The sequence below is a fragment of the Dielma fastidiosa genome (genome assembly GCF_000313565.1).
Classification (GTDB): Bacteria; Bacillota_I; Bacilli_A; order Erysipelotrichales; family Erysipelotrichaceae; genus Dielma; species Dielma fastidiosa.
In genome coordinates this window covers 103709-124142 of sequence record NZ_HE578925.1, presented here as the reverse complement: position 1 = coordinate 124142, position 20434 = coordinate 103709, and the positions used below count along the sequence as shown (strand labels likewise).

24 protein-coding genes, 1 riboswitch and 1 other annotated feature are annotated in these 20434 nt (G+C 39.7%); of the genes, 3 read left to right on the top strand and 21 right to left on the bottom strand.

Going from position 1 to position 20434, the window contains the following annotated elements; all coding sequences use genetic code 11:
* Window position 1: 1 nt before the first annotated feature.
* A complete protein-coding gene (rdgB, locus tag DAHG_RS06305; protein WP_022937497.1) occupies window positions 2–586 on the bottom strand; it encodes an RdgB/HAM1 family non-canonical purine NTP pyrophosphatase in 585 nt (194 codons plus the stop codon).
* Window positions 583–2241: a B12-binding domain-containing radical SAM protein gene (locus DAHG_RS06300; protein WP_022937496.1), complete on the bottom strand. Its 1659-nt coding sequence runs from the start codon at window positions 2239–2241 to the stop codon at window positions 583–585. The genes rdgB and DAHG_RS06300 overlap by 4 nt, the downstream gene beginning before the upstream one ends.
* 79 nt (window positions 2242–2320) lie before the next feature.
* Between DAHG_RS06300 and DAHG_RS06295 the strand changes: the two genes are divergently transcribed.
* Window positions 2321–3154 carry a phosphotransferase gene (locus tag DAHG_RS06295; RefSeq protein WP_022937495.1) on the top strand — a complete coding sequence of 278 codons (834 nt, stop codon included), beginning with the start codon at window positions 2321–2323 and terminating at the stop codon, window positions 3152–3154.
* Between the two features lie 604 nt (window positions 3155–3758).
* Here the strand turns inward: DAHG_RS06295 and DAHG_RS06290 are convergent.
* From DAHG_RS06290 to DAHG_RS18955, 4 genes are all read right to left on the bottom strand, one after another.
* Entirely contained in the window at window positions 3759–3962 is a 204-nt protein-coding gene (locus tag DAHG_RS06290; protein ID WP_022937494.1) for a helix-turn-helix domain-containing protein, read from the bottom strand.
* Window positions 3934–4401 carry an RNA polymerase sigma factor gene (locus DAHG_RS06285; protein ID WP_022937493.1) on the bottom strand — a complete coding sequence of 156 codons (468 nt, stop codon included), beginning with the start codon at window positions 4399–4401 and terminating at the stop codon, window positions 3934–3936. The genes DAHG_RS06290 and DAHG_RS06285 overlap by 29 nt, the downstream gene beginning before the upstream one ends.
* Window positions 4402–4793: 392 nt before the next feature.
* A complete protein-coding gene (locus tag DAHG_RS06280) occupies window positions 4794–5138 on the bottom strand; it encodes a TIGR04076 family protein (protein WP_022937492.1) in 345 nt (114 codons plus the stop codon).
* Window positions 5092–5754 carry a flavodoxin family protein gene (locus DAHG_RS18955; RefSeq protein ID WP_022937491.1) on the bottom strand — a complete coding sequence of 221 codons (663 nt, stop codon included), beginning with the start codon at window positions 5752–5754 and terminating at the stop codon, window positions 5092–5094. The genes DAHG_RS06280 and DAHG_RS18955 overlap by 47 nt, the downstream gene beginning before the upstream one ends.
* 114 nt (window positions 5755–5868) lie before the next feature.
* On the opposite strand from DAHG_RS18955, the gene DAHG_RS06270 reads away from it, so the two are divergent.
* Together DAHG_RS06270 and DAHG_RS20865 are read left to right on the top strand one after the other, a co-directional pair.
* Entirely contained in the window at window positions 5869–6216 is a 348-nt protein-coding gene (locus DAHG_RS06270) for a winged helix-turn-helix transcriptional regulator (protein WP_022937490.1), read from the top strand.
* A gap of 60 nt (window positions 6217–6276) precedes the next feature.
* Window positions 6277–6471: a DUF4368 domain-containing protein gene (locus DAHG_RS20865; RefSeq protein WP_205408105.1), complete on the top strand. Its 195-nt coding sequence runs from the start codon at window positions 6277–6279 to the stop codon at window positions 6469–6471.
* A gap of 69 nt (window positions 6472–6540) precedes the next feature.
* On the opposite strand, the gene DAHG_RS06265 is transcribed toward DAHG_RS20865, so the two are convergent.
* The 15 genes from DAHG_RS06265 to DAHG_RS18950 form a co-directional block, all read right to left on the bottom strand.
* Window positions 6541–7575 (bottom strand): M42 family metallopeptidase, encoded by a 1035-nt coding sequence (locus tag DAHG_RS06265; RefSeq protein ID WP_110370616.1) that lies wholly within the window; start codon window positions 7573–7575, stop codon window positions 6541–6543.
* Between the two features lie 73 nt (window positions 7576–7648).
* A complete protein-coding gene (locus DAHG_RS06260; protein WP_022937488.1) occupies window positions 7649–8383 on the bottom strand; it encodes an amino acid ABC transporter ATP-binding protein in 735 nt (244 codons plus the stop codon).
* An 11-nt stretch (window positions 8384–8394) separates the two neighbouring features.
* Window positions 8395–9174 (bottom strand): amino acid ABC transporter permease, encoded by a 780-nt coding sequence (locus DAHG_RS06255; protein ID WP_022937487.1) that lies wholly within the window; start codon window positions 9172–9174, stop codon window positions 8395–8397.
* Window positions 9175–9197: 23 nt separating this feature from the next.
* Window positions 9198–10025 (bottom strand): transporter substrate-binding domain-containing protein, encoded by an 828-nt coding sequence (locus DAHG_RS06250; protein WP_022937486.1) that lies wholly within the window; start codon window positions 10023–10025, stop codon window positions 9198–9200.
* 63 nt (window positions 10026–10088) lie between these two features.
* Window positions 10089–10255, bottom strand: a riboswitch (Lysine riboswitch).
* A 151-nt stretch (window positions 10256–10406) separates the two neighbouring features.
* The gene (locus DAHG_RS06245; protein WP_022937485.1) at window positions 10407–11027 is read right to left on the bottom strand and encodes a cytidylate kinase-like family protein; all 621 of its coding nucleotides are present in this window, start codon (window positions 11025–11027) and stop codon (window positions 10407–10409) included.
* 147 nt (window positions 11028–11174) lie between these two features.
* Window positions 11175–11534, bottom strand: a complete 360-nt coding sequence (gene rplT, locus DAHG_RS06240; protein WP_022937484.1) for a 50S ribosomal protein L20 — start codon at window positions 11532–11534, stop codon at window positions 11175–11177.
* Between the two features lie 21 nt (window positions 11535–11555).
* Window positions 11556–11750: a 50S ribosomal protein L35 gene (gene rpmI / locus DAHG_RS06235; RefSeq protein ID WP_022937483.1), complete on the bottom strand. Its 195-nt coding sequence runs from the start codon at window positions 11748–11750 to the stop codon at window positions 11556–11558.
* A 20-nt stretch (window positions 11751–11770) separates the two neighbouring features.
* Window positions 11771–12322, bottom strand: a complete 552-nt coding sequence (gene infC, locus DAHG_RS06230) for a translation initiation factor IF-3 (protein ID WP_022937482.1) — start codon at window positions 12320–12322, stop codon at window positions 11771–11773.
* 5 nt (window positions 12323–12327) lie between these two features.
* Window positions 12328–12448 (bottom strand) — a sequence feature (ribosomal protein L20 leader region).
* A gap of 159 nt (window positions 12449–12607) precedes the next feature.
* Window positions 12608–14686 (bottom strand): FAD-dependent oxidoreductase, encoded by a 2079-nt coding sequence (locus tag DAHG_RS06225; protein WP_022937481.1) that lies wholly within the window; start codon window positions 14684–14686, stop codon window positions 12608–12610.
* A 74-nt stretch (window positions 14687–14760) separates the two neighbouring features.
* Entirely contained in the window at window positions 14761–15567 is an 807-nt protein-coding gene (locus DAHG_RS06220; protein WP_022937480.1) for a MerR family transcriptional regulator, read from the bottom strand.
* A 53-nt stretch (window positions 15568–15620) separates the two neighbouring features.
* Window positions 15621–15914 carry a hypothetical protein gene (locus DAHG_RS06215; protein WP_146211906.1) on the bottom strand — a complete coding sequence of 98 codons (294 nt, stop codon included), beginning with the start codon at window positions 15912–15914 and terminating at the stop codon, window positions 15621–15623.
* A gap of 257 nt (window positions 15915–16171) precedes the next feature.
* On the bottom strand, window positions 16172–16864 hold the full coding sequence (locus DAHG_RS06210; RefSeq protein ID WP_022937478.1) for a suppressor of fused domain protein: 693 nt from the start codon (window positions 16862–16864) through the stop codon (window positions 16172–16174).
* Between the two features lie 129 nt (window positions 16865–16993).
* Window positions 16994–18004, bottom strand: coding sequence for a serine hydrolase domain-containing protein (locus DAHG_RS06205; RefSeq protein ID WP_022937477.1), 1011 nt, complete (start codon window positions 18002–18004; stop codon window positions 16994–16996).
* 405 nt (window positions 18005–18409) lie between these two features.
* The gene (locus DAHG_RS06200; RefSeq protein ID WP_022937476.1) at window positions 18410–19111 is read right to left on the bottom strand and encodes a transglutaminase-like domain-containing protein; all 702 of its coding nucleotides are present in this window, start codon (window positions 19109–19111) and stop codon (window positions 18410–18412) included.
* A gap of 94 nt (window positions 19112–19205) precedes the next feature.
* Entirely contained in the window at window positions 19206–20375 is a 1170-nt protein-coding gene (locus tag DAHG_RS18950; RefSeq protein WP_022937475.1) for a winged helix-turn-helix domain-containing protein, read from the bottom strand.
* Window positions 20376–20434 lie beyond the last annotated feature (59 nt).

The window sequence follows — 20434 nt, the reverse complement described above, 5'->3', positions numbered from 1 at the left end:
CTTATCTGCCTCCTTCAAGATATTCCACACATTGTTTCAATGCGCGGCCGCGGTGTGATACGGCATTTTTCATTTCATCACTCACATTTGCCAAGGTGGTGCCATAAGGCGGATAGTAGAAAATCGGATCATAGCCAAAGCCATGCTCACCGATAATTGTCTCTGCGATTTCACCCTCAACTACACCTTTAAACACATGCTCAGTGCCATCTTCCTCAACATAAGCAATCGCGCAGACAAACTGTGCCCCGCGCGGTTTTCCTTTAACCGCCTCAATGATCGCATTGTTTTTTACCGTATAGCTCGTATCATGCCCCATGAAACGTGCGCTGTATACACCAGGTGCCCCATCCATCGCGTCAACCGCTAAGCCAGAATCATCAGCCATAACCGCGGTATGAAACATCTCATGAAGCGTCCGTGCCTTAATCAAAGAATTCTCCTCAAATGTCGTTCCGGTTTCATCAATTTCTACTGGTTCATCGAGATCCAGACAGCTTTTAATCGTATAGCCTAACGGTTCTAACATTTTCTTAAATTCCTCAACTTTATGCAGATTGCTTGTGGCAATTAATATTTCTTTCATATTTTCTCAATCCTTTCCTTTTCTTTAATCAGCCAGCGTTTTGGATAAGTCTGACTGGCATTATAAACACATACTTGGTAACAAATTCCCTCTGAATACGCATACTCCACACAGCCATAATGGTATAGCTCATTCTGACTGCTCTCATGAGCATCAATCAGCAGCTGAAAACAATGCTTCATCGTTTCGTGATCAACACGATATGTATTCCATCGTTTTGGCTTTTGTTTAAACAAACGCATATAATCATTCATTAAGACAGCCTCTACAAGTCTTTCATCACAATCACTCAGTTCCTGTTTCAGAATCAGAAACAAATCATGGTCATGATAGCGCCGTTCGTATTCAGCTAAGCGCTGACCTAAAGCCATAAATAAGCTGAACGCGTTCTCCCTTAGCTTTAGCTCTAAAAAAGTATCGATGGCCCTGCGGCATTTACCGCTGTTCCAAAATTTCTCAACCGCCAAGGCTGTATGGTTAATACTGCAAAGTTCCTCTTTGCTGAGCCACTTCGTCGATAAAATCTCATAAGGCGGATCGCTGTCATAATCAAAATCATACAATTCAGCTTTTCGTTTCAGGCTGGTACCCTTAAGCAGCTTTAAGATTCCTAATTGAAGCTCACTCGCTTTTAAGGAGAACAATTCATTAAAAGAAGCATTAAAGGAAGCTAAGCCCTCATAAGGCAGACCCGCAATTAAGTCTACATGAAGAATAAGACCTGCCTCACGCATGCGGTGAATGACTTCCTTTAACCGTTCATTATTCTGAATTCTGCCTACCGCCTTTAATGTATTGCCATTAAATGACTGAACACCTACCTCAAAGCGGAAACGGCTTTTGTCTGCCTCATTGATGAAGAAATCAAGCAGCTCCTCACTCAGGGTTTCCGCTACCACCTCAAACTGAAAAATTTGCCCAGTACAATGTTCATTGATGTAGCGGGCAATCCGCAATGCTCGTTTAGGATCTGTATTAAAGGTACGGTCAAGAAACTTTACCTGACGTACCTTGCTTTGACTGATCTTCGCGAGTTCTTTAAAGATATAAGCCTCTGAAAACTGACGCACCCGCTTATCCGTTGAGCTGAGACAGTATTCACAGCCATACGGACAGCCGCGGCTGGTTTCAAAATATAAATAACGTTTATCCATATCCGCTTCATCAAAAGGAAGAAAATAAGGACTCTCACACGCTTCATTAAACGTCAGATCACTGTAAGCATACGTCGTATCAGGATAAGCCAATGTATTTATCCCTAATATAGGATGCGGATTTTGATCGATGATGGATTGGATATACTCCCAAACACTCAATTCTCCCTCACCGATACTAATGGCATCAACGCCCTCCTGAAGCAGAGCCTCTGATTCAAAAGTCACCTCAGGGCCGCCGGCTAAAACCGTACATGGATGCTGCCGCTTCAAATCCTTGATCAAGAGCTGGGTTTGCTTAATATTCCAAATATAACAGCTAAAGCAGTAAACATCCGCCTTTTGTGCAATCAGCCAGTCAAGCACCTTTTCATGAGCATCCTTGATGGTAAATTCTTTTAATACAACCTGCTCCTTGATCGGCGAGGTTACATAAAGCCAGCGCAGAGCTAAATTCTTATGGATATATTTTGCATTTAAAGTAGTCAGCACGACCTTCATACCTTCACCTTCTTCAATTCTCTACGCCCTATTATACTAAAATTCAGTCAAATATGCTATCATTGGTACAGGTGATTTTATGAAACTTAAAAATACGATTGAACAGATCCTTGGTGAATTAGTTCGCTTTGAACGATATGAAAAAGGATTGACCAACCATAATTACTATGCTGAAACAAAAAATCAGGCTTATATTGTCCGAGTTCCCCGTGCCGATAACGAACAGGTAGTCAGCCGAAGCCACGAAACAGCCGCATTACGAGCCATTCAAAATCTGGACTTTGACGTACCTACTATTTATTACGATGAAAAAAGCGGCATCAAGATTACAGAATTTATCCCTGACTGTCAGGAATATGAGCCTTGCACCGCCCAGGATAAAATTGAACAGGTCGGCCGGCTGCTCAGAAAATTCCATCAGGCAGACTTACATTGCCCTTATGCCTTCGATCCATATGAGCGCTATCTGCAATATAAAGCTCACGTGCAGAAACCAATCTATGATTTAACTTGTTATGAGGCAAGGATGCGTGAGATTGCCAGTCAGAATCAGCATCAGGTGCTTTGTCACAACGATTTGGTCAGCGGCAATCTCTTATTTTCAAAAGATCGGCTATATCTGATTGATTATGAATACGCGGCCATGAATGATCCGCTTTTTGATGTCATTTCATTTCTCAGTGAAAATCAAATTTTTGATGAAGAGCTGCGGCAGCGGTTTTATCTCGCTTACTTTAACGCTGCTCCTGACATTCTGCTTTTAAATCAACTGAAAGAATGGGAAATCTTTGAAGATGTCCTTTGGTGTACTTGGGCTATGATGATGGCTGAATCCCGTCATGAACAAGTTTACCTGGATATCGCCAAGGATAAATATCAAGCCTTGCGCGCGCTGGTAGCTAACAAATCATAAAGGACCGCAAAATTGGATGAATGCCGATAAGGAAGTTTTAAAAACGAACTAATCTAACGGCCGACAAACAAGTGCAGCAAAGCAGAGAGTAAATCACTTTCATAAGTAGCCAGCTCTCTGCTTTTTGTTACGCAGTAGAACGCCAATTTTGAGGGTTTAAGTATAAAATATCGGCTATATAATTTTCATGATCTGAAAACCGCATAAATCAAGGGGATTTTGCCCTCTACTGCGTAACATTCTTACCCGAAATTCAGTCGTTTTATAAAAGCGTCAAATTGTCCGATATTAAATCTACCTATATTAAATTTTCCAACGTTGGAAAATCCAATGCAATTAAATAAAGATATATAAAATAAAGATTAAAGAATTACAAATATTCCTTTCCAATAATTCTTTCCCTAATAACAAAACTCACGGAACGGAAGCGAAAGGAAAGGAAAATACAGACATTCCGTTTTCACATATAGGATAATTTACAGAGGGGGCAAGCAGTTTATCCGATTGCCCCCTCTTAGTTGCCTAACAACAAAGACAGAGAAAACCGTCAAGGACGCGAAGCGTGTATTTTATCCTTGACGGTTTTCTTTGGCTTTGCTATTTCCTACCTGTCGAAGCGAAACTGAAAGATTGCCTTAATTAGCTGTGCTTCTAATCTATCTTGTATATCGGCGTTAAAATGCCCTTGAAATACAGACCGATATTTTATGTATCCTCTGTAATGGCACAAGACAAAGTGTATAGCTTCCGGCTCTTTGGCAACCGCTTTTTCAAGCACTTCAAAAGGTATCAGCTTTTCGTTCCTCATGCTCCAATCTCTCCCATTCTTTTCTTAGCTGCTTCAATGCGGCTAACTTCCAGTAGTTTACCGTTGTACGGCTTCTGCCATACACTTCTCCGATTTTCCTATCCGTATATCGCAAGAAGAAATACAGTACCAAAACTTCCTGTCGCAGTTTCGGCAAAGTGGAAAACACTTTTGCTAATCGTTCATCTTCAATTTCGATTATCTCTCCACACACTACAAATTCCGTCGGTTGTGTTAGTTTTATCGATTCTTCAAAGTAGCTATCTGTCGTAGACGGGTTATAATATTGTTCGTCCATGAGATAATCAAGAGAGATTTCGTGCTTCCATTTTCTGCCAATATCCCGATAGGCAGACATGGCGGCGTTACGGAGAACGATTTTACAAAAGGCTGCAAAGGCGTACTCAATATGTTCCCTGTATTCTTCGGAATAACTCATTTTTCTCACCCCCTTTCTTCCCAGTAGGGGGCTATTACAACAAGCGCCCATACGATAGAAAACTGTATAGGCGCTGAGTAATACGAATTATTAAAACATACTACATGATATGTGTGTTCATCTTTATAGTCATAATATCCCGTTGAATTAGACAGGCTTTTTTTGATGATTTCATAGTGTTCGATATATAGAAAAAGGACATAGCATACCTCCAATGCTTTTGAGCATTTAATACCGTCAAATTCTTAAAAACAGGCAATTTTAATACACTCTCCGTATTTTCATTTTGAAAAGGAAAACGGCGGCTTTGATTGTGATTTATGAAAGCCGCCGCTTAACATCACAACAATCGTTTTCCGTCAGAGTAACGGTTTTGTTGTTGTTTGATTTTTCTATCTAACTGATGTGTAATTAATTTCCGCTTCATCTTCAGTAGCTTCAAGTTTCATAATAACTGGTCGCAATCCGTCATTACAGCTGCAAATGGCGACACCGGGTTTTTTTATCCAGTCGCCGTAGTAAAATAACTCTTTTCCCATTCCATGTGCCAGAGCAAAAACATACTGATAAATAGCTTTCCATGCTTCATCGCAAAACCCTTCTGGCTTCGCATAGTCAGCAAAGAAAACCTGCCCTTCCTTCATCATAGGGCAGACGGTCAGACCATCAACACCATATTCTTTTGCAAGTTCAACATTTAACATAGTTTTCAAAATAGTTATTTTCACTTTCTTCATCTTCTTCTCCTTTATTTCTGTACATTTCTTCATCTTCATATATTCTTTTTCCAAATTCAAACGCTTCTCTTAAATAATTTGTTGAATGTATCTGCGGTTTACCATTTGTATTACCACAGCCACCAGCAAGCAGCATACCCTTGTCCTGAAAACCAATATAATTTATCAACGTAAATTTGTAGTAAGAAACAGCCTGCTCAAACGTCCAAAAAAAGTTATCAGCAGAAGTCATAAGCAAAGCACAATCGTGTATCGGGTATTTTTCATACCGCCCCAAAGGTGGATTTTCATCCTGCTTTGCTATGCAGTAAAAGCGTTCAATGAATGCTTTGATTTTTGATGATATAGTCCAGAAATATAAGGGTGAAGCAAATACAATTAAGTCTGCTGTTTTTATCTTTGGAATAAGAGAATTAAAATCGTCTTTTTGTACACAAGGCTTTTCATAGCGGCAAGCATTACAGCCTAAACAACCATTCACATTTATATTATTCAATGATATAAATTGCACATGATGCCCGGCTTCTGTGGCTCCTCTCATAAATGCTTTAGCTAACTGTACCGTATTTCCATTTGAACGTCCGCCACCCAAAATAATCAAAATTTTTTTCTTCATAAAAGTTCGCACCCCTTGTTTGATTTATCTCTTTATGTTATTTTATATATAAAGTGTCAAAAAGAAAAGTACGCACTTTTTTGACAAATACTATCGTAAAGGAAAGTATCTACTATGAGTATGGAAAAATTTGAAAAGAGAATAGAGTCTTTAACTGATACACCATTTGGCTATACCCTATCCATGATTGGCGGAAAATGGAGATTGGTCATTCTTTACTGGCTTGTTGAATATGAAGCAATTCGCTTCAATGAATTGCAACGAAAAATCGGAACAATCACATTCAAAACTTTAAGTACGGAATTAAAAGCAATGGAAGCAGATGGTCTTATTATCCGAAAAGAGTATCCGCAAATTCCACCTAAGGTTGAATACAGTCTTTCTAATAAAGGTCGTTCTTTGCTCCCAATTATGGAAAGTATGTGTCAATGGGGTACAGAAAACAGTGGAAAACTATTTTAACATTTTGTTCAGATGGACAAGACGGATTTTGACAGCTTCTCTTCTGTTTACCGCAAGTAAGTGGGAATACGGGAATTAGCGCCTACTATCGTCAATAAGTTTGTGAAGAAAATCATAGTCTATGCGCCGGACAAGTCCACCGGACACCGCAGACAGTGGATAGAAATTGTCTGGAACTTTATCGGAGAACTGGAACAGACGAGGATAAGCAGACCATTGAAAGGCAGAGAAAAAGCAGAACGGCATAGCTTTTGACTATGCCGCCCTGCGGTTACTAAATTACTTCCTTATGGGTGCTGTCCTTTGGATGCGATCCTTCTTTTTCTATAAATCTAATACATAAGCAATCAATAATTTTGTAGTTTCCTCAAGAGCTTTTATGTGGGTGCGCTCCATTCCATGGGAACAAAGACAGCCCATGCCAAACGCAGCCGCATACAGATTATTGCCGGCACGGATTGCCGCATTCGCATCAGTGCCATAGCGGTAAAAAATATCAACACAATAATCGGCTCCAACCTTTTTGGCCTGTTCGATAATTCTAGTTGTTAAACCGCGGTCATAAGGTGAAAAAGCATCCTTGGCACAAATGGAAACTTTATGTTCGCTGCCATGATAATCCGGGCCGATCAAGCCGATATCAATAGCTACATATTCACTGACTTCCGCAGGCACATAAGCACCGCCATGGTTGATTTCCTCATAAATAGGAAATGCCAATAAGGTCTTATACTTAGGTTTTAATTGATGCTGCTTAAGATAATCCAGCATGCCGAATACCACTCCGACCGCGGCTTTGTCATCAATGTAGCGGCTTTTAATATAGCCTGAAGCACTCAGCTGAAAACGCGGTTCTACCGATATGATATCACCATGCTCAATGCCTAACGCATAGACTTCTTCATCACTGCTTACCTCTTCATCGAGAATGACCATCATGCTGTTTTCATCACGTTCAACAGTACGGGCATCATCAAAGACATGAACGGAATGTGATTTGCACATCATCAAGCCGCTGTATTTTTGACCATTACGGGTATGGACAATGACACTCTCGCCCTCCAAGCTGGCATAGCTGACGCCGCCTAAGGCTCTGGTCATAATCGTTCCATCACGATTAATCTGACGTACCATCATGCCCAGCGTATCCAAATGCGCGCCGACACAAACACATTTTGAATCATCCTCACCCGCTAAGGTGATGTAAGCCGTCCGTTTGCGGTCATAGCTGACCTCACAGCCAAATCGTGCCGCGGTTTTTTCAAGCAGCTGATGAATTTCATCATAATAGCTCACCGGTGAAGGCGTATTAATAAAATCTCTTGTAATATCGACAATCAAATCTCTGTTTACTTCCATTTTCATAAGCTCCTCCAACTATCTTCATCCATTCTAGCACGCTTTCCATTGAAAAAAAAGATGCCGGAGCATCTTAATTTTGATTAATAAAGCGGCCTAGAAAACGCTGCAGACTTTCACTCTTAGGCGCCGTGAAGATATCCTCAGGCTTGCCTTCTTCTACGATAACACCGTTTTCCATGAACACGACGCGGTCACTGACATCTCTGGCAAAACCCATTTCATGAGTAACCACAACCATAGTCAAGCCCTCATCAGCCAGCTGCTTCATAACATCAAGCACCTCACCGACGGTTACCGGGTCCAGCGCACTGGTCGGTTCATCAAACAGCAGTACCACACAATCCATGCATAAAGCACGGGCAATCGCGACACGCTGCTTCTGACCGCCAGACAATAAGGTACTAGGTTTATCCGCGAATTCATCCATGCCGACCTTTTTCAGATACTGATGTGCCTTGTCAACCGCTTCCTTATGTGAACGCTTCAAAACCTTAGTCTGGCCGAGCACACAGTTATCAAGCACAGTATAATTATTGAATAGATTAAAGGATTGGAAAACCATTCCCACCTCACTGCGGTGCTTATTGATATCTCCCTCCATGACATTGACGCCATTTACCAGGATTTCACCGCTGTCCGGCGTCTCAAGCAGATTGATGCAGCGCAGCATTGTTGATTTACCAGAACCAGAAGAACCGATGACGGTAACTACCTCGCCCTTTTCAACATTAAAGTTAATATCCTTTAATACCTCAAGGCTGCCAAAGCTTTTGCGTAAATGATTGACTTCAATAATATTCTCCATTTGACAACCTCCTAGTATGTTGAATCTTCCACAGTCTGAGAAGCTGGGAAGCTTGATTTAGTATGATTAATACGGCCTTCAAAATAATTCAGAAGCATCGCTGTCGCGTAAGTCAGAATAAAATACATTACCGCAACAACTAAGAATGGTTCACTTGTTGAGAACGTTGAACCGGCAATACTTTTTGCCTGCCAGAATAACTCTGAGAAACCGATTACTGACAGAACACTGCTGTCCTTAATATTAACGATAAACTCATTGCCGATTGACGGGAATGCGTTCTTAATAGCCTGCGGCAGAATAACATAACGCATCGTCTGAATCGATGTCATACCGATTGAACGGGCGGCTTCACTTTGTCCACGGTCTACTGACTGAATACCAGAACGGATAATTTCCGCCATATACGCACCGGTATTGATTGAAATAATCACACAAGCCGCGCTGATCGGATTCCAGTTCAAAATCGGTTTCAGCGCATAAAACAAAAACATTGCCTGTACCATCATCGGTGTACCTCGGAAGATGGATACATAAATACTGGTAATCAGATAACCAATTTTTTTAATAATCCTTATAAAGGCAGAATCACTTGCCTCCTTATTCTGGGTTACGGCACGAATGGCGCCAATCACTAACCCGATCAGCAAACCCACCAGCGTACCTATCAGCGCAACGATCAGTGTATTTCTTACACCAATGAGAAGCAATGATTTATATTTGATAAATACATTCCAGGCATCAACGATCATATTTGGGTTAGTCACTGATATAACTTCTATCAAATTCATATTCGTACCGTCCTCTTTCTATCTTATTCGTTAGCAGGCTGACGCGTTGTCGCTGCTTCCATCATCAATGAACGATCTTCTTCACTGATACCATCTAATGCTTTTTGGATTCCTTCAAGTAATTCAGTATTCCCTTTTTTAACGGCAACGGATACAGCTGTATCACTTAAATCAATATTGAAGCCCTTGCCTTCATCAAATTCAACCAACGCAAGCTCAGGATGTGCCGCTACAGCGCCTTGTCCTACCGGTGTTTCAGCAGTAATACCGTCAACCTCTCCATTTAATAATGACATGATCATATATGGATATGATTCTAACGGTGTCGCATGCTTAACATCTTTGATTTGATCGATAACTGTATCATACATTGTATTCATCTGACCAAGAATGGTTGAACCGGCAAAGTCGTCAAGTGTTGATGCATTCGCATAAGCGCCATCCTTCAAGACAACCATAACCATCTGTGACTGATAATAAGGTTCTGTGAAATCAGCATTCTGACGGCGTTCCGCAGTATCTGTCATACCGGCGATAATCGCATCGATAATACCTGAATTTAATGATGGTTCAAGTGCATCCCAATCCAGCTTCGCAATGACTAATTCTTTACCTAAGCTCTCTGCCACCGCTTTGGCAATCTGAACATCATAACCATCACAATAACCGCCGTCGCTGATTGCGACATTGAAATCACTAGCCTGAGGATCTGTCCAGTTAAATGGTGCATAGTTACATTCCATACCTACAGTAAAGGTATCCTTTGCATCCCCTTGATTGTTGTCTGCTGGTGTTGAGCTGCAGCCAGCCAGCAGCATTGCTGCCATAAATACGCTTAATAATTTTTTCATGTTTTTGTCCCTCTTTCTAAAATACAAAAGCCGCGCTATTAGCACGACTCTAATTACCGATCGAGTACTAATAGCTCCTCTTCATTGCTGAAGGAGTGTTATAGGTATTCCCTATAACCCCAAGACAAGCCTTTGCCAAAGCTCTCTTTCGGCGATGGTTACCTTTCACCAGCTTCACAGTCCGCCGACTCCGCTGATTACTCTGATGCATCGCTGCCTCTATACGTTTTTTGTATGTCCCTATCTTATGCTGAAGTGAAGCATTTGTCAACTCTTTTCAGTAAATTTATGAAAAAACTTTCTTGTAAACCGCTTACATCACTCATTTATACAGCAGATAAAGCAAGAAACAGGCCTTAAAATCAGCCTGTTCTCATTATTTTATGCTTTTAAATTAATAAACTCACAAATCAAATCAACCGTTTTATCAATTCCCAGCACAGAACTATTTACACATAAATCATAATGCTGGGCATCCTTCCAATCCTGATTCGTATAATAATTATAATAATTGCCACGGCGTTTATCCGTCTTTTCCATCAGCTTTTCCGCATCCTCCAAAGACGCCGTATGATAATCATTCACAACCCGCAGAATCTTATCTTCCGTTTTACCGGTAATAAACAAGGATACCAGTGATGGATCATTGCGCAGCACATAATTTGCACAGCGGCCGACAATCACACAGCTTCCCTTCTCTGCCAGCTGACGGATTACATTTGCCTGAATCTGATGCAGCTCATCATTCATTGAAATATCCGTTAAACCAGCTATCGGAGAACCCAGCACATAACCGATGGCAGTCAAATAATTATTGCTGTAATCTACCTGCTCATCATTCTTTTCAAACATTTCTTGCTTGAAGCCGCTCTCTTTAGCTGCCATCGTAATCAATTCTTTATCATAAAAAGGAATTTTAAGCTTATCGGCGATTTTTTTGCCAATCTCACGGCCGCCGCTGCCATATTCTCTGGCAATCGTAATAATGATCTTTTTGTCCATAAATCTTCCTCCATTCATGGTTTTGAACCTCTTCTTTATAAATATTATACCACGTTCTCAAACAGTTGGCTAAAAAGGTTGATGCAGTTATAAAATTTATCATTTACCATAAAGAAAAAACCTCTGATTGCTCAGAGGTTAAAGGATTTATTTTTCTAATGCTTTTTTAGCTTTATCGCAGATTGCTGTGAATCCCTTAGGATCATGAATAGCGATTTCAGAAAGCATCTTACGGTTGATTGTGATACCAGCCACTTTTAAACCATGCATTAATGTAGAATAGCTCATATCATTTAAACGAGCACCAGCATTGATACGTGCAATCCATAATTTACGCATTTCACGCTTCAATTGTTTTCTGTCTCTGTATGCATAGCGCAGTGAACGCATTACCTGTTCATGTGCAGTTCTGTATAATAAATGTTTTGAACCAAAATAGCCCTTAGCTAATTTTAATGTTCTTTTTCTTCTGTTGCGTGATACGATTCCGCCTTTAACTCTTGCCATCTTTTATTCCTCCTATTTACCTTATTTAATCAGCATTAACTTAATGCGCTTGTAATCAGTCTTGTTGATCAATCCTGACTTAGCTAATTGACGTCTTTGCTTTTTAGTTTTTCCGTGGAAACGGTGAGATGTAAAAGCATGACTTCTTTTCAATTTACCAGAACCTGTCATTTTTACACGTTTTGCAAGTCCTCTGTGTGTTTTCATTTTTGGCATATCAATAACCCTCCTAGTATTTATTTCTTTTTCGGTGCCAATACGGTTGACATTGTGTTTCCTTCCAGCAATGGCTTCTTTTCGATATTGGCAATATCCTGACATTCTTCTACAAAGCTGTCCATGATCTTTTTACCAACTTCTAGACGCGTAATTAGACGGCCGCGGAAACGCATGTCAATCTTGACCTTCATGCCGTCTTCCAGCCAGCCGCGTGCCTGACGCAGTTTGGTTTCAAAGTCATGTTTGTCAATAACCGGTGACAGACGTAAAGGTTTTACTTCTGTAACATGCTGTTTTTTCTTTGCTTCTTTAGTCTTCTTCTGTTGTTCGAAACGGTAACGACCATAGTTTACAATCTTACAAACCGGTGGAACAGAATTAGGCGAAACACATAGCAAATCTAATTCCTTGTCATAAGCTATTTCTAATGCTTCACGACGTAGTTTAATTCCAAGTTGTTCACCTTCAGGGCCAATAACCAGAACTTCTTTAAATTTGATCTTCTCATTAACTAAATCATCGTTCACATTATTGGGAATCACTTTTTTATTAATAACCGACACCTCCATTTTAGTGTACAAAAGAAAAGCGGGTACAGTCTGCACCCGCTATCAACATTGATCTCTTTTGATCGTTCGTCGCATTGACCTATGACTTCAGCCATCAGGTGAGAAGGGGTGCTTCTACTTTCCACGTAATCTTTACTTGTTAAGTATACATGAGCTGATAACTAAAGTCAACATTTTTTTGCATTAGTTTTCAATCTCAGTCACTTGACTTTAATATTAAGCTAAATCAGCTTAACTGTCAAGGATTAGAAAACCTCTCCATGACAGAGAGGTTTATTTCATATGCTATTTTGCAGCACCGGCATGTTCACCGGCAATCTGACCAAATGTGAAGATATCAGCAATTGCATTGCCGCCCAAACGGTTACCCGCATGAACGCCGCCTGTAACTTCACCGGCAGCCCATAAGCCTTCGATGACGTTGCCTTCTTCATTTAATACTTCAGCGCTTGTATTGATTACAACACCGCCCATTGTATGATGTAAAGATGCCTTACGAGGAGAGATAACGATACCAACACTTGGATCATTTTCAATTGTTTCAAGATCGATAGCCCCTGCTAATACTTCCTTACCGAAATCAGGATCACTTTGATTTGCTACATAACTGTTATAAGTTTCAATTACTTCACGCAGCTGTTCTTCAGTGAATGCTGGCGTTGCACCGCCGGCTGCATTCTTCGTAGCCTCAGCCAATTCAGCTAAAGTAGAACCATACCATACATGTCCATTGTCAACCATTGATTGAACCGTTGTACCAAACAGACCCGCATCCAGTGATGTACCCTTGCATAAGCCATCCGCTTCCTGTGTGCCGCTGCCTGCATAAATGATATAGAAAATACCGTTATCTAATTCAAGTGAAGCCTTAGCTAAAACGTCACGTTCAGCATATTCGTTAACAAAACGTTTGCCGTTGCCGTCAATCCAGATTTGTTCTGAAGCATCAGCCCAGATACCGTCTGTCATCGTACCCTTAATTGGTGAAGATGAAGGCATCAGCTGAGATACACCTAAATCAACCGTAGCCGCGCCGATTTCCATTGCCATGACAATACCATCACCAGTATTGGTGCCGACATTAGTAGTCAAAGTGTGATCAGTCAGATCATCACCCCAATAATTATCATATTCTTTAACCATCTTAGGATTTGCGCAATAACCGCCGCTGGCAAGTACAACACCATTCGCAGCATCAATCGTAACCTTAGTACCGTCCGCTTTTTCAGCTTCAATACCGTTTACCTTGCCATTTTCATCAGTCAGCAGTTTAGTTGCTTCAGTTTCTGTATAAATGGTAACACCCTCAGCTTCAGCTGCATCCTTCAATACTTGAATCAAAGGAACACCGGCTGTATAAGCATGCGTTCTTGGCCACATGGCGCCTAATACGGTATACAGTGTTTCACCGGCACCCTCATGAGATGCAGTACCTACACCTAAAGAACCTGCCCAGTCATAAGAATCAAGTGCACTTTCAGCTAATGTGCGGGCTAAATCAATGTCAGAAGCAATCCATGTGCCGTCATTCATCTGACGCAGACCGCCTACATAAATATGCCACATATGTAATGAGATGCTGTCAAAGCCAGGCATATCGACACCGGCTGTCTTGCCTGCATTCGCTGCATAGAAATCATTGATATCACTTTGCAGCTGTGCTAATACTTCAGCCCATTCTGGGAACTGATCAAAATGCAGAGCTTCATCACTTGCTGATAATTCAAGATAAGAATCCATTGTGTGCTTTTGTGCTTCAGATAATACACGTTCACCTTGAGCAACTGTATCAACCGCATTGAAAGCACCGCCGGCCATCATTGTGTCACCGCCCAAGAATGAGCTTTTTTCAACAAGGATAACCTTAGCGCCCTGCTGTGCCGCCGAAATGGCTGCACTTAAACCGGCACCGCCGCCGCCGACAACAACAACGTCAGCACTCCATTTTTCATCTTCACCTGCTTGTGCGTGATATGCATTGGCAGCCAGTGTATCAGTATCTAAACCAGCTGCTTTAGCAGCTTCATTCGCTGCCCGCATAATTGCGTTGCTCGCCAGTGTAGCACCTGTCACAGTATCCAATGTCGTTGTCTGATGCTCGACGATCTGTGCGGGAATACGCTCAAGAGCAACATCGGCAAGACCAGCAGTCTCATGACATTCAGTCAATTCAACCTTGGTAATCTTACCTTCTTCGATTGTCATTTCAACCGTAACAGGACCCTGCATACCAGTAGAAGTACCAGTAAACACACCTGAAACCGAAGTATTATCCTTCGTTTCATTGCCTGTTGTGTTGGAACATCCAGCTAGGCTGACAACCATGCCTAAAGCCAGTGTTACAGAAAGCAGTAACTTTTTCATTTCTATTCCTCCCTTTGGAATAATTGTATTTTAAACCTGTTAGCAGCTAACAGGTCAAGGGAATTGTGAATGATTTATTTTTCATTATCAATAGGTACGCTCAAGCCAATACCATGTATAAAAGTGCCATTCTCCTGATAGCTGATATAAATTCTGCCGACAATATCATCACTCACAGCAATCCCGCGGCGTTTAACCTCTTCAAGCAAAGGGGCCAGCTCATGCCTTTGCAGATGAAAAGGATCAGCGCTCAAAATCAAAATCTGCAAGATTTTACGGCTTCTTGTCTTCTCAATCTGAGATGGCAGCTCTAAACCCAGCTTTTTACGATTACGCTCTAAAATACCAAGCCCGATGCTGACCGCCAATGGCTGCTGTTCATCAAATAAGCTCGCTTTTGATACTTTAATTGCGATATAAGAAAACGGCATTGCCTCCGCAAGCTGTTCAATCGCCTTTAAGGTAACTGCATCTGGTTTCGCACAGCTGCCAAAATTAAAAACATTATAATTATCATCAAGCAAATGCTCTGTAAGCAAGCTCTTTGATTCTTGAATCATTGTGAAATAGTCCTGCATTTCCCGCAGACGAAAAAGCCGCATCTCTTCCTGCCGAATTAATTCTTCAAGCTCTAACGCATGCTCTTCAACCCAGCCACTGATCTGCGTCAGCCCCTTCTGCTTAGCTGCCAAAGATTCCTGAACGCTCATATCAAAGCTCCTCAGCATCTGAGCATGATAAATATTCAGCGCATCAAGATCAGTAAAATCACGATAATTATTCGCTTCGCAGCGGCCGCTTTTAATTAAACCAATGCGGTCATAATAACGCACCTTGCTGCTGCCGATACCTAAACGTTTTGAAAAATCATTCACTTTCATAACCAGCGCTCCTTATCTTAACAGAATAATCCTAATCCCCCACTGATTCCCCCTTATCTCGCACATGCCAATATACACAGCAAGAAACCAAAAGCAATGATCACAGGAATACCATATTTTTTCTTAATGTATTTATTGTCATATCCCAAAACACCAAACACACACATTAAAACAGCACACAGGATTAAAATAATCGAATCCATCCGCAGTCCTAAAAATTGTTCAATATGGAATGTATTATAAAAGAAATCATGAATAAATTTCTGCCATACATACCAATTGAAGAGCGACGAATAAAAGACACAAAACAAACCAGCTAATCCCGCATATAGTTTCTTTTTCATCATTTGCACCTCAACAATCTTCATCAACGATTATTTAATTCTATTTTAACATAATATGTGAAGAAATTGGCATTGATAAATTTGATTAACTAATGTTACGATTTCACTTTATTACATTTTGATAGAATGATAACATAGCTTATCTGCGATATCTATGAAGCGCTCCTGATTTCTTTTATCCAATTAAATTGACGAAAATTAGTAAAAGAAAGCTGAGAACGTGTATCCTCAGCTGTTTATTTTTATATGTATTTGAAAATTTATTTTGCAGACAGCAGTCCATAATTTTTGCGATGAATATTTACAATATGCGATTGATCTGCTGTATCAAAACGTTTCAGTAAAGGTTCAATATCTTCACATTGCAGTTTAAAATCCATTTCAGCGCCATAAAGCGGAATCATGCGGTAAAAATGAACCAGTTTTTTATTTTTCATTCTTAAAACAGCCTCTTTCCCGTTTTCATCCATCGCGTTGATCAAGCCTACACCCTCAAACTGATTGTTATCCGATAAGGTTTCATGATTTTCACCCGCCGCTATCGTATGCCCATAACCCAGCCAAGTGTCTGAATCGATTGGCAGGCGCGCCAAGATTTTCAGCCAGCGAATCGGCCAGTAATTATTTTCATCATCATCCTGAACAAGCCAATCCGGCGGTAAATCAATCATCAGTTCAGCATAATTTAATTCATATTCATCAAGGGCAGAAGGAACATTCATCCGATGTGCCCCCATTCCCATTGTAATCAGCCGATAATAATTTCTATCAGCATTTGGCGGAATAATCGCTATATCGACATGAATATCTGGTGATACAAGCTCATGAAAAACCTGATCAAATTCGCCAAAATGCTGATTGATATAAGCTTCCAATTCGTTTACTTCAGCTTCTGTATACAGCTGTGTATCGATTTGAGGGGCTGCCTTTTTGAATCGTTTAAATAATCCCATACTTTTTCCTCCGCTTTCTTATTTTTTACTGATTCTATTTATAAAAATTGTTCTTTAAATTATTATAACAGAATAATGAAATTTAAGTAAAATTTTGGTTTTGCTTGCTTAACTGCCTAAAACAAACGGTTATTCATAAAGCTTTTCTCTAACTTTTCGCATTTCTTGCCAAACATTATCACCATAGTTGCTTACCAAAACAGAAATAATTCCATTGTTGGGATTATATTCAGAAAGAAAGCTTACTCCCGGGTCACAGCCTTGAAAATACGCAAGATCCTTCCCCTTTGGATTATCAATAATCCATACACCATAGCCATAAAAGCCTTCTTCTGTGTCCATGCCGTTCCCGCTTTGTTTGTTAAGCATCTCAGATACTAATTCTTTTGAAATCAGCTTTTCGTTTAATAAACCAAGCCAAAAATTGATAATATCTTTTACAGTGATAAAAGCTCCGCCCGCTCCTGTTCCCTTTACATCAACAGAAAAGATATTTGTGCGGAAATCATTTGTATCTGCACAATAAATATAATTATATGCACATTTTGCTGGTAATCTGTCTAATTCATAATAACCTGTTGATTTCATATCACACACATCAAAAACATTTATTTTTAGGTATTGATCAAAATCCATTCCCGTTACTTTTTCAATTATCATAGCAAGCAATACATAACCTGAATTATTATATTGAAATTTCTCACCTTTAGAATACATCATGGGTTTGTCTATAAAAAGCGGAAGCAAATCGCTATTATGCCTAATTTTATAATTAGGATAATCTATCCATAATTCTTCATAATCTTCCATAATAGTTTCATCAAAATAATCAGGAACTCCTGAAGTATGATTCAACAATTGCTTTACGGTTACATCTACATCAATATTATTTAATTCAATATCAAGAAGCCTCCCTAAAGTATCGTCAAACTTAATTTTCCCTTGATCAATTAATTGTAATATGCCTACTGCGACAAACACCTTGCCTGCTGATGCACTGGCAAATTTAGTTTCTAATGAATTGGGAACTTCATTTGCTAAATCAGCAAAACCTGTCGAGCTTTCACACAAAATCTCTTTGTCTTGAACAATATATACATTACCTCTAAAATTGTTATCAATCATCTTTTTTATATTCATCGGCCACTCCTTAATTCATATTGAGCACTCTGTTGAAAATACAAATCGCATTTTGATTATTGCTCACGGACATAACTTAATACTGCTTTAATAATACCACACCTTTAAAGTAGGACAGTTAAAAATAAAAACTGGTTAAACTACTCTAAAAAATAATTATCTTCAAATTCTCATAACGCATGAGTGTCAAAAAGCATCAAACCGCATTGGTTGCGCAAAAACACAGAATATACAAAACCTTAAAAGTCGATATTTATGCATTCTTTCAATATTTACACTATTAGATCAAAATTAAACACTAATTTTGTTGCCTGCAAGCTAAAATAGAGCTTAAATCATTTGCCTCGTTTATAACACCTTATACCAATAAGGTGAAGCTAATTCAGCCTGACAGATTAGAATTTATCATTTGCCATTTCTTATTTTACTGATGTTGTGATTCATTAAGTGTCTGCCAAAATTTCTATATAGAAAAGCTTTAAAGGGCGACATTTCTTGATGATAATTTTTAAGCAAATCATCAGGGCAATCAAAAATCCCAAAATCTTGAGTTATACCTTCACTTTGAATGTAGGTATTATTTCGCTCAAAATCAATGATCGGATTATGAAAGTCCTTAACAGCTACACCATACCCACAAAATGTACCTGAACAAGTTGAATTTATATTTTGTAATTGTGAGAGATAACCTTTGTCTAATATAAATGCCTCTAATTCATACCATATTCCATCCAAGCAGACCTCTACCCAACTGTGGATAATATTTTGGGGAGCATTTCGATATATAATACCTGTCATTGCACCCTTTTGCAGTTTCTTATCAATCATAAACCCATGTACACGACATGGAATATTCACACCCCGGAGCAATGCCATGAACAAAATGCCTTTTGTATTACATTGTCCATATCCATCAGCCAACACTTTCGACGCTGGAATACCATCATCTATATTGTAACCAAACAAGATTTCATCACGAACATAGTTATATATTAGCTTGATACGATGATATTCATCAGCTTGTTTCCAAAGTTTATCATTTATTAAACGCTGTATATTGGCGGCTGAAAAATCCAATAAAGGTGTTTCTCTTAAATATTGTTCCATATCTATTTACCTCAGTGTATTTGTTTCCATGCTAAAGCTGCGCCCATAAAAGCATAGGAATTGGGTACCCTTTTTGAAAATTTAAATACCGTACTTATAATTCTTTTACCATCTGCTGATTAAACTGTGTCAGCAAGCTCACTTGCTTTTGAATCGCTGCTTGAAGCGCTGGGGTGTCATGAACATTAGGTTCAAGCCAGATGTGATGAACCGTAAGCTCTTGTTTTGCTTTATCATAAACTGCTTCAATACGGCCGACAAAATCAATACCGTAAAGAATCGGCAGTACATAATAGCCATATTTGCGCTCTGATTGGGGTGTGTAGATTTCCCATTTATAATCAAAATCAAACAGCGCATGAATCAGCTTACGATCCCACAGCAGATTATCCAAGGGGGCGATAAATTCACAGCGTTTTCGCAAACGCGGTGACTTCAGCACATATTCAATTAATTCAGCATCCTCAGCCCCGCAGTAACAAGTCTCCATATTCTGAATTCGCAGTTCAATCAATTGATCTTCCTTTATAAGTTCATTAAAGATTTGACTGCGTTCAGGTGCCTTTAGGCCATAAATTCCAAGCCAGGCATCACTGGCCCGATTCCACATCATTCCCACTGAATAAATCCGCCGCAGCACCAGCCATTTATGACGCTCATACTCAGAATTAAATGGTGTCTGTTCATTAAGCAATGACATTGGCAGGCAGCGATTGCTTAAATCATAGTATTTTAAAATGCCCCGCTTATGATGAATACAAAGATCACCGATAAAATACAGATGTTCTAAGGCCGCTCTGGCCAGTGAAGTTTTACTCCAATACCAGTCAACCTTTTCATTCATCTTTAAATCATTGGCACAAACAGCTCCCCGCCGATCAATTTCAGCTTTTATTTTATCACATGCTTCAAAAATCTCAGGCTGTGCGTAATTTTTAGCACGATGCCGCTGACGCTCAGAATAGAAATAATTCCAGTCCTCAGTTAAAAAGATTGCCAGATTTTTGTCAAAATAATCAATTAGCCTGCGTTCTTTATAAAGTAAATCATAAAGCATCTGTTTTTTATAACCCTTGATTCTTGATAATAAGACTAATTCAGGGCTGCGTCCGCAGACATCAATCGGATCATATTGTATGCAGCCAGCTTGTTTGATAAATTCTATAATTCCATCTTTGCCTTTAAATCGGTAAGCACCGATCAGACCATGCTTTAATAACAAAAAAGTTCGGGCCTGCTGTTTGGTTAATGTATATGATATCATAAATGCCTCCTGCGTAAACCTGATTTAATGGCATTGTAGCATACCCTTAATTGATTGTC

What these genes read in the sequence shown, in the direction of transcription:
- rdgB (WP_022937497.1), bottom strand. Translation starts at nt 586, where the DNA reads ATGAAAGAAATATTAATTGCCACAAGCAATCTGCATAAAGTTGAGGAA.
- DAHG_RS06300 (WP_022937496.1), bottom strand. Translation starts at nt 2,241, where the DNA reads ATGAAGGTCGTGCTGACTACTTTAAATGCAAAATATATCCATAAGAAT.
- DAHG_RS06295 (WP_022937495.1), top strand. Translation starts at nt 2,321, where the DNA reads ATGAAACTTAAAAATACGATTGAACAGATCCTTGGTGAATTAGTTCGC.
- DAHG_RS06290 (WP_022937494.1), bottom strand. Translation starts at nt 3,962, where the DNA reads ATGAGGAACGAAAAGCTGATACCTTTTGAAGTGCTTGAAAAAGCGGTT.
- DAHG_RS06285 (WP_022937493.1), bottom strand. Translation starts at nt 4,401, where the DNA reads ATGAGTTATTCCGAAGAATACAGGGAACATATTGAGTACGCCTTTGCA.
- DAHG_RS06280 (WP_022937492.1), bottom strand. Translation starts at nt 5,138, where the DNA reads ATGAAGAAAGTGAAAATAACTATTTTGAAAACTATGTTAAATGTTGAA.
- DAHG_RS18955 (WP_022937491.1), bottom strand. Translation starts at nt 5,754, where the DNA reads ATGAAGAAAAAAATTTTGATTATTTTGGGTGGCGGACGTTCAAATGGA.
- DAHG_RS06270 (WP_022937490.1), top strand. Translation starts at nt 5,869, where the DNA reads ATGAGTATGGAAAAATTTGAAAAGAGAATAGAGTCTTTAACTGATACA.
- DAHG_RS06265 (WP_110370616.1), bottom strand. Translation starts at nt 7,575, where the DNA reads ATGGAAGTAAACAGAGATTTGATTGTCGATATTACAAGAGATTTTATT.
- DAHG_RS06260 (WP_022937488.1), bottom strand. Translation starts at nt 8,383, where the DNA reads ATGGAGAATATTATTGAAGTCAATCATTTACGCAAAAGCTTTGGCAGC.
- DAHG_RS06255 (WP_022937487.1), bottom strand. Translation starts at nt 9,174, where the DNA reads ATGAATTTGATAGAAGTTATATCAGTGACTAACCCAAATATGATCGTT.
- DAHG_RS06250 (WP_022937486.1), bottom strand. Translation starts at nt 10,025, where the DNA reads ATGAAAAAATTATTAAGCGTATTTATGGCAGCAATGCTGCTGGCTGGC.
- DAHG_RS06245 (WP_022937485.1), bottom strand. Translation starts at nt 11,027, where the DNA reads ATGGACAAAAAGATCATTATTACGATTGCCAGAGAATATGGCAGCGGC.
- rplT (WP_022937484.1), bottom strand. Translation starts at nt 11,534, where the DNA reads ATGGCAAGAGTTAAAGGCGGAATCGTATCACGCAACAGAAGAAAAAGA.
- rpmI (WP_022937483.1), bottom strand. Translation starts at nt 11,750, where the DNA reads ATGCCAAAAATGAAAACACACAGAGGACTTGCAAAACGTGTAAAAATG.
- infC (WP_022937482.1), bottom strand. Translation starts at nt 12,322, where the DNA reads ATGGAGGTGTCGGTTATTAATAAAAAAGTGATTCCCAATAATGTGAAC.
- DAHG_RS06225 (WP_022937481.1), bottom strand. Translation starts at nt 14,686, where the DNA reads ATGAAAAAGTTACTGCTTTCTGTAACACTGGCTTTAGGCATGGTTGTC.
- DAHG_RS06220 (WP_022937480.1), bottom strand. Translation starts at nt 15,567, where the DNA reads ATGAAAGTGAATGATTTTTCAAAACGTTTAGGTATCGGCAGCAGCAAG.
- DAHG_RS06215 (WP_146211906.1), bottom strand. Translation starts at nt 15,914, where the DNA reads ATGATGAAAAAGAAACTATATGCGGGATTAGCTGGTTTGTTTTGTGTC.
- DAHG_RS06210 (WP_022937478.1), bottom strand. Translation starts at nt 16,864, where the DNA reads ATGGGATTATTTAAACGATTCAAAAAGGCAGCCCCTCAAATCGATACA.
- DAHG_RS06205 (WP_022937477.1), bottom strand. Translation starts at nt 18,004, where the DNA reads ATGAATATAAAAAAGATGATTGATAACAATTTTAGAGGTAATGTATAT.
- DAHG_RS06200 (WP_022937476.1), bottom strand. Translation starts at nt 19,111, where the DNA reads ATGGAACAATATTTAAGAGAAACACCTTTATTGGATTTTTCAGCCGCC.
- DAHG_RS18950 (WP_022937475.1), bottom strand. Translation starts at nt 20,375, where the DNA reads ATGATATCATATACATTAACCAAACAGCAGGCCCGAACTTTTTTGTTA.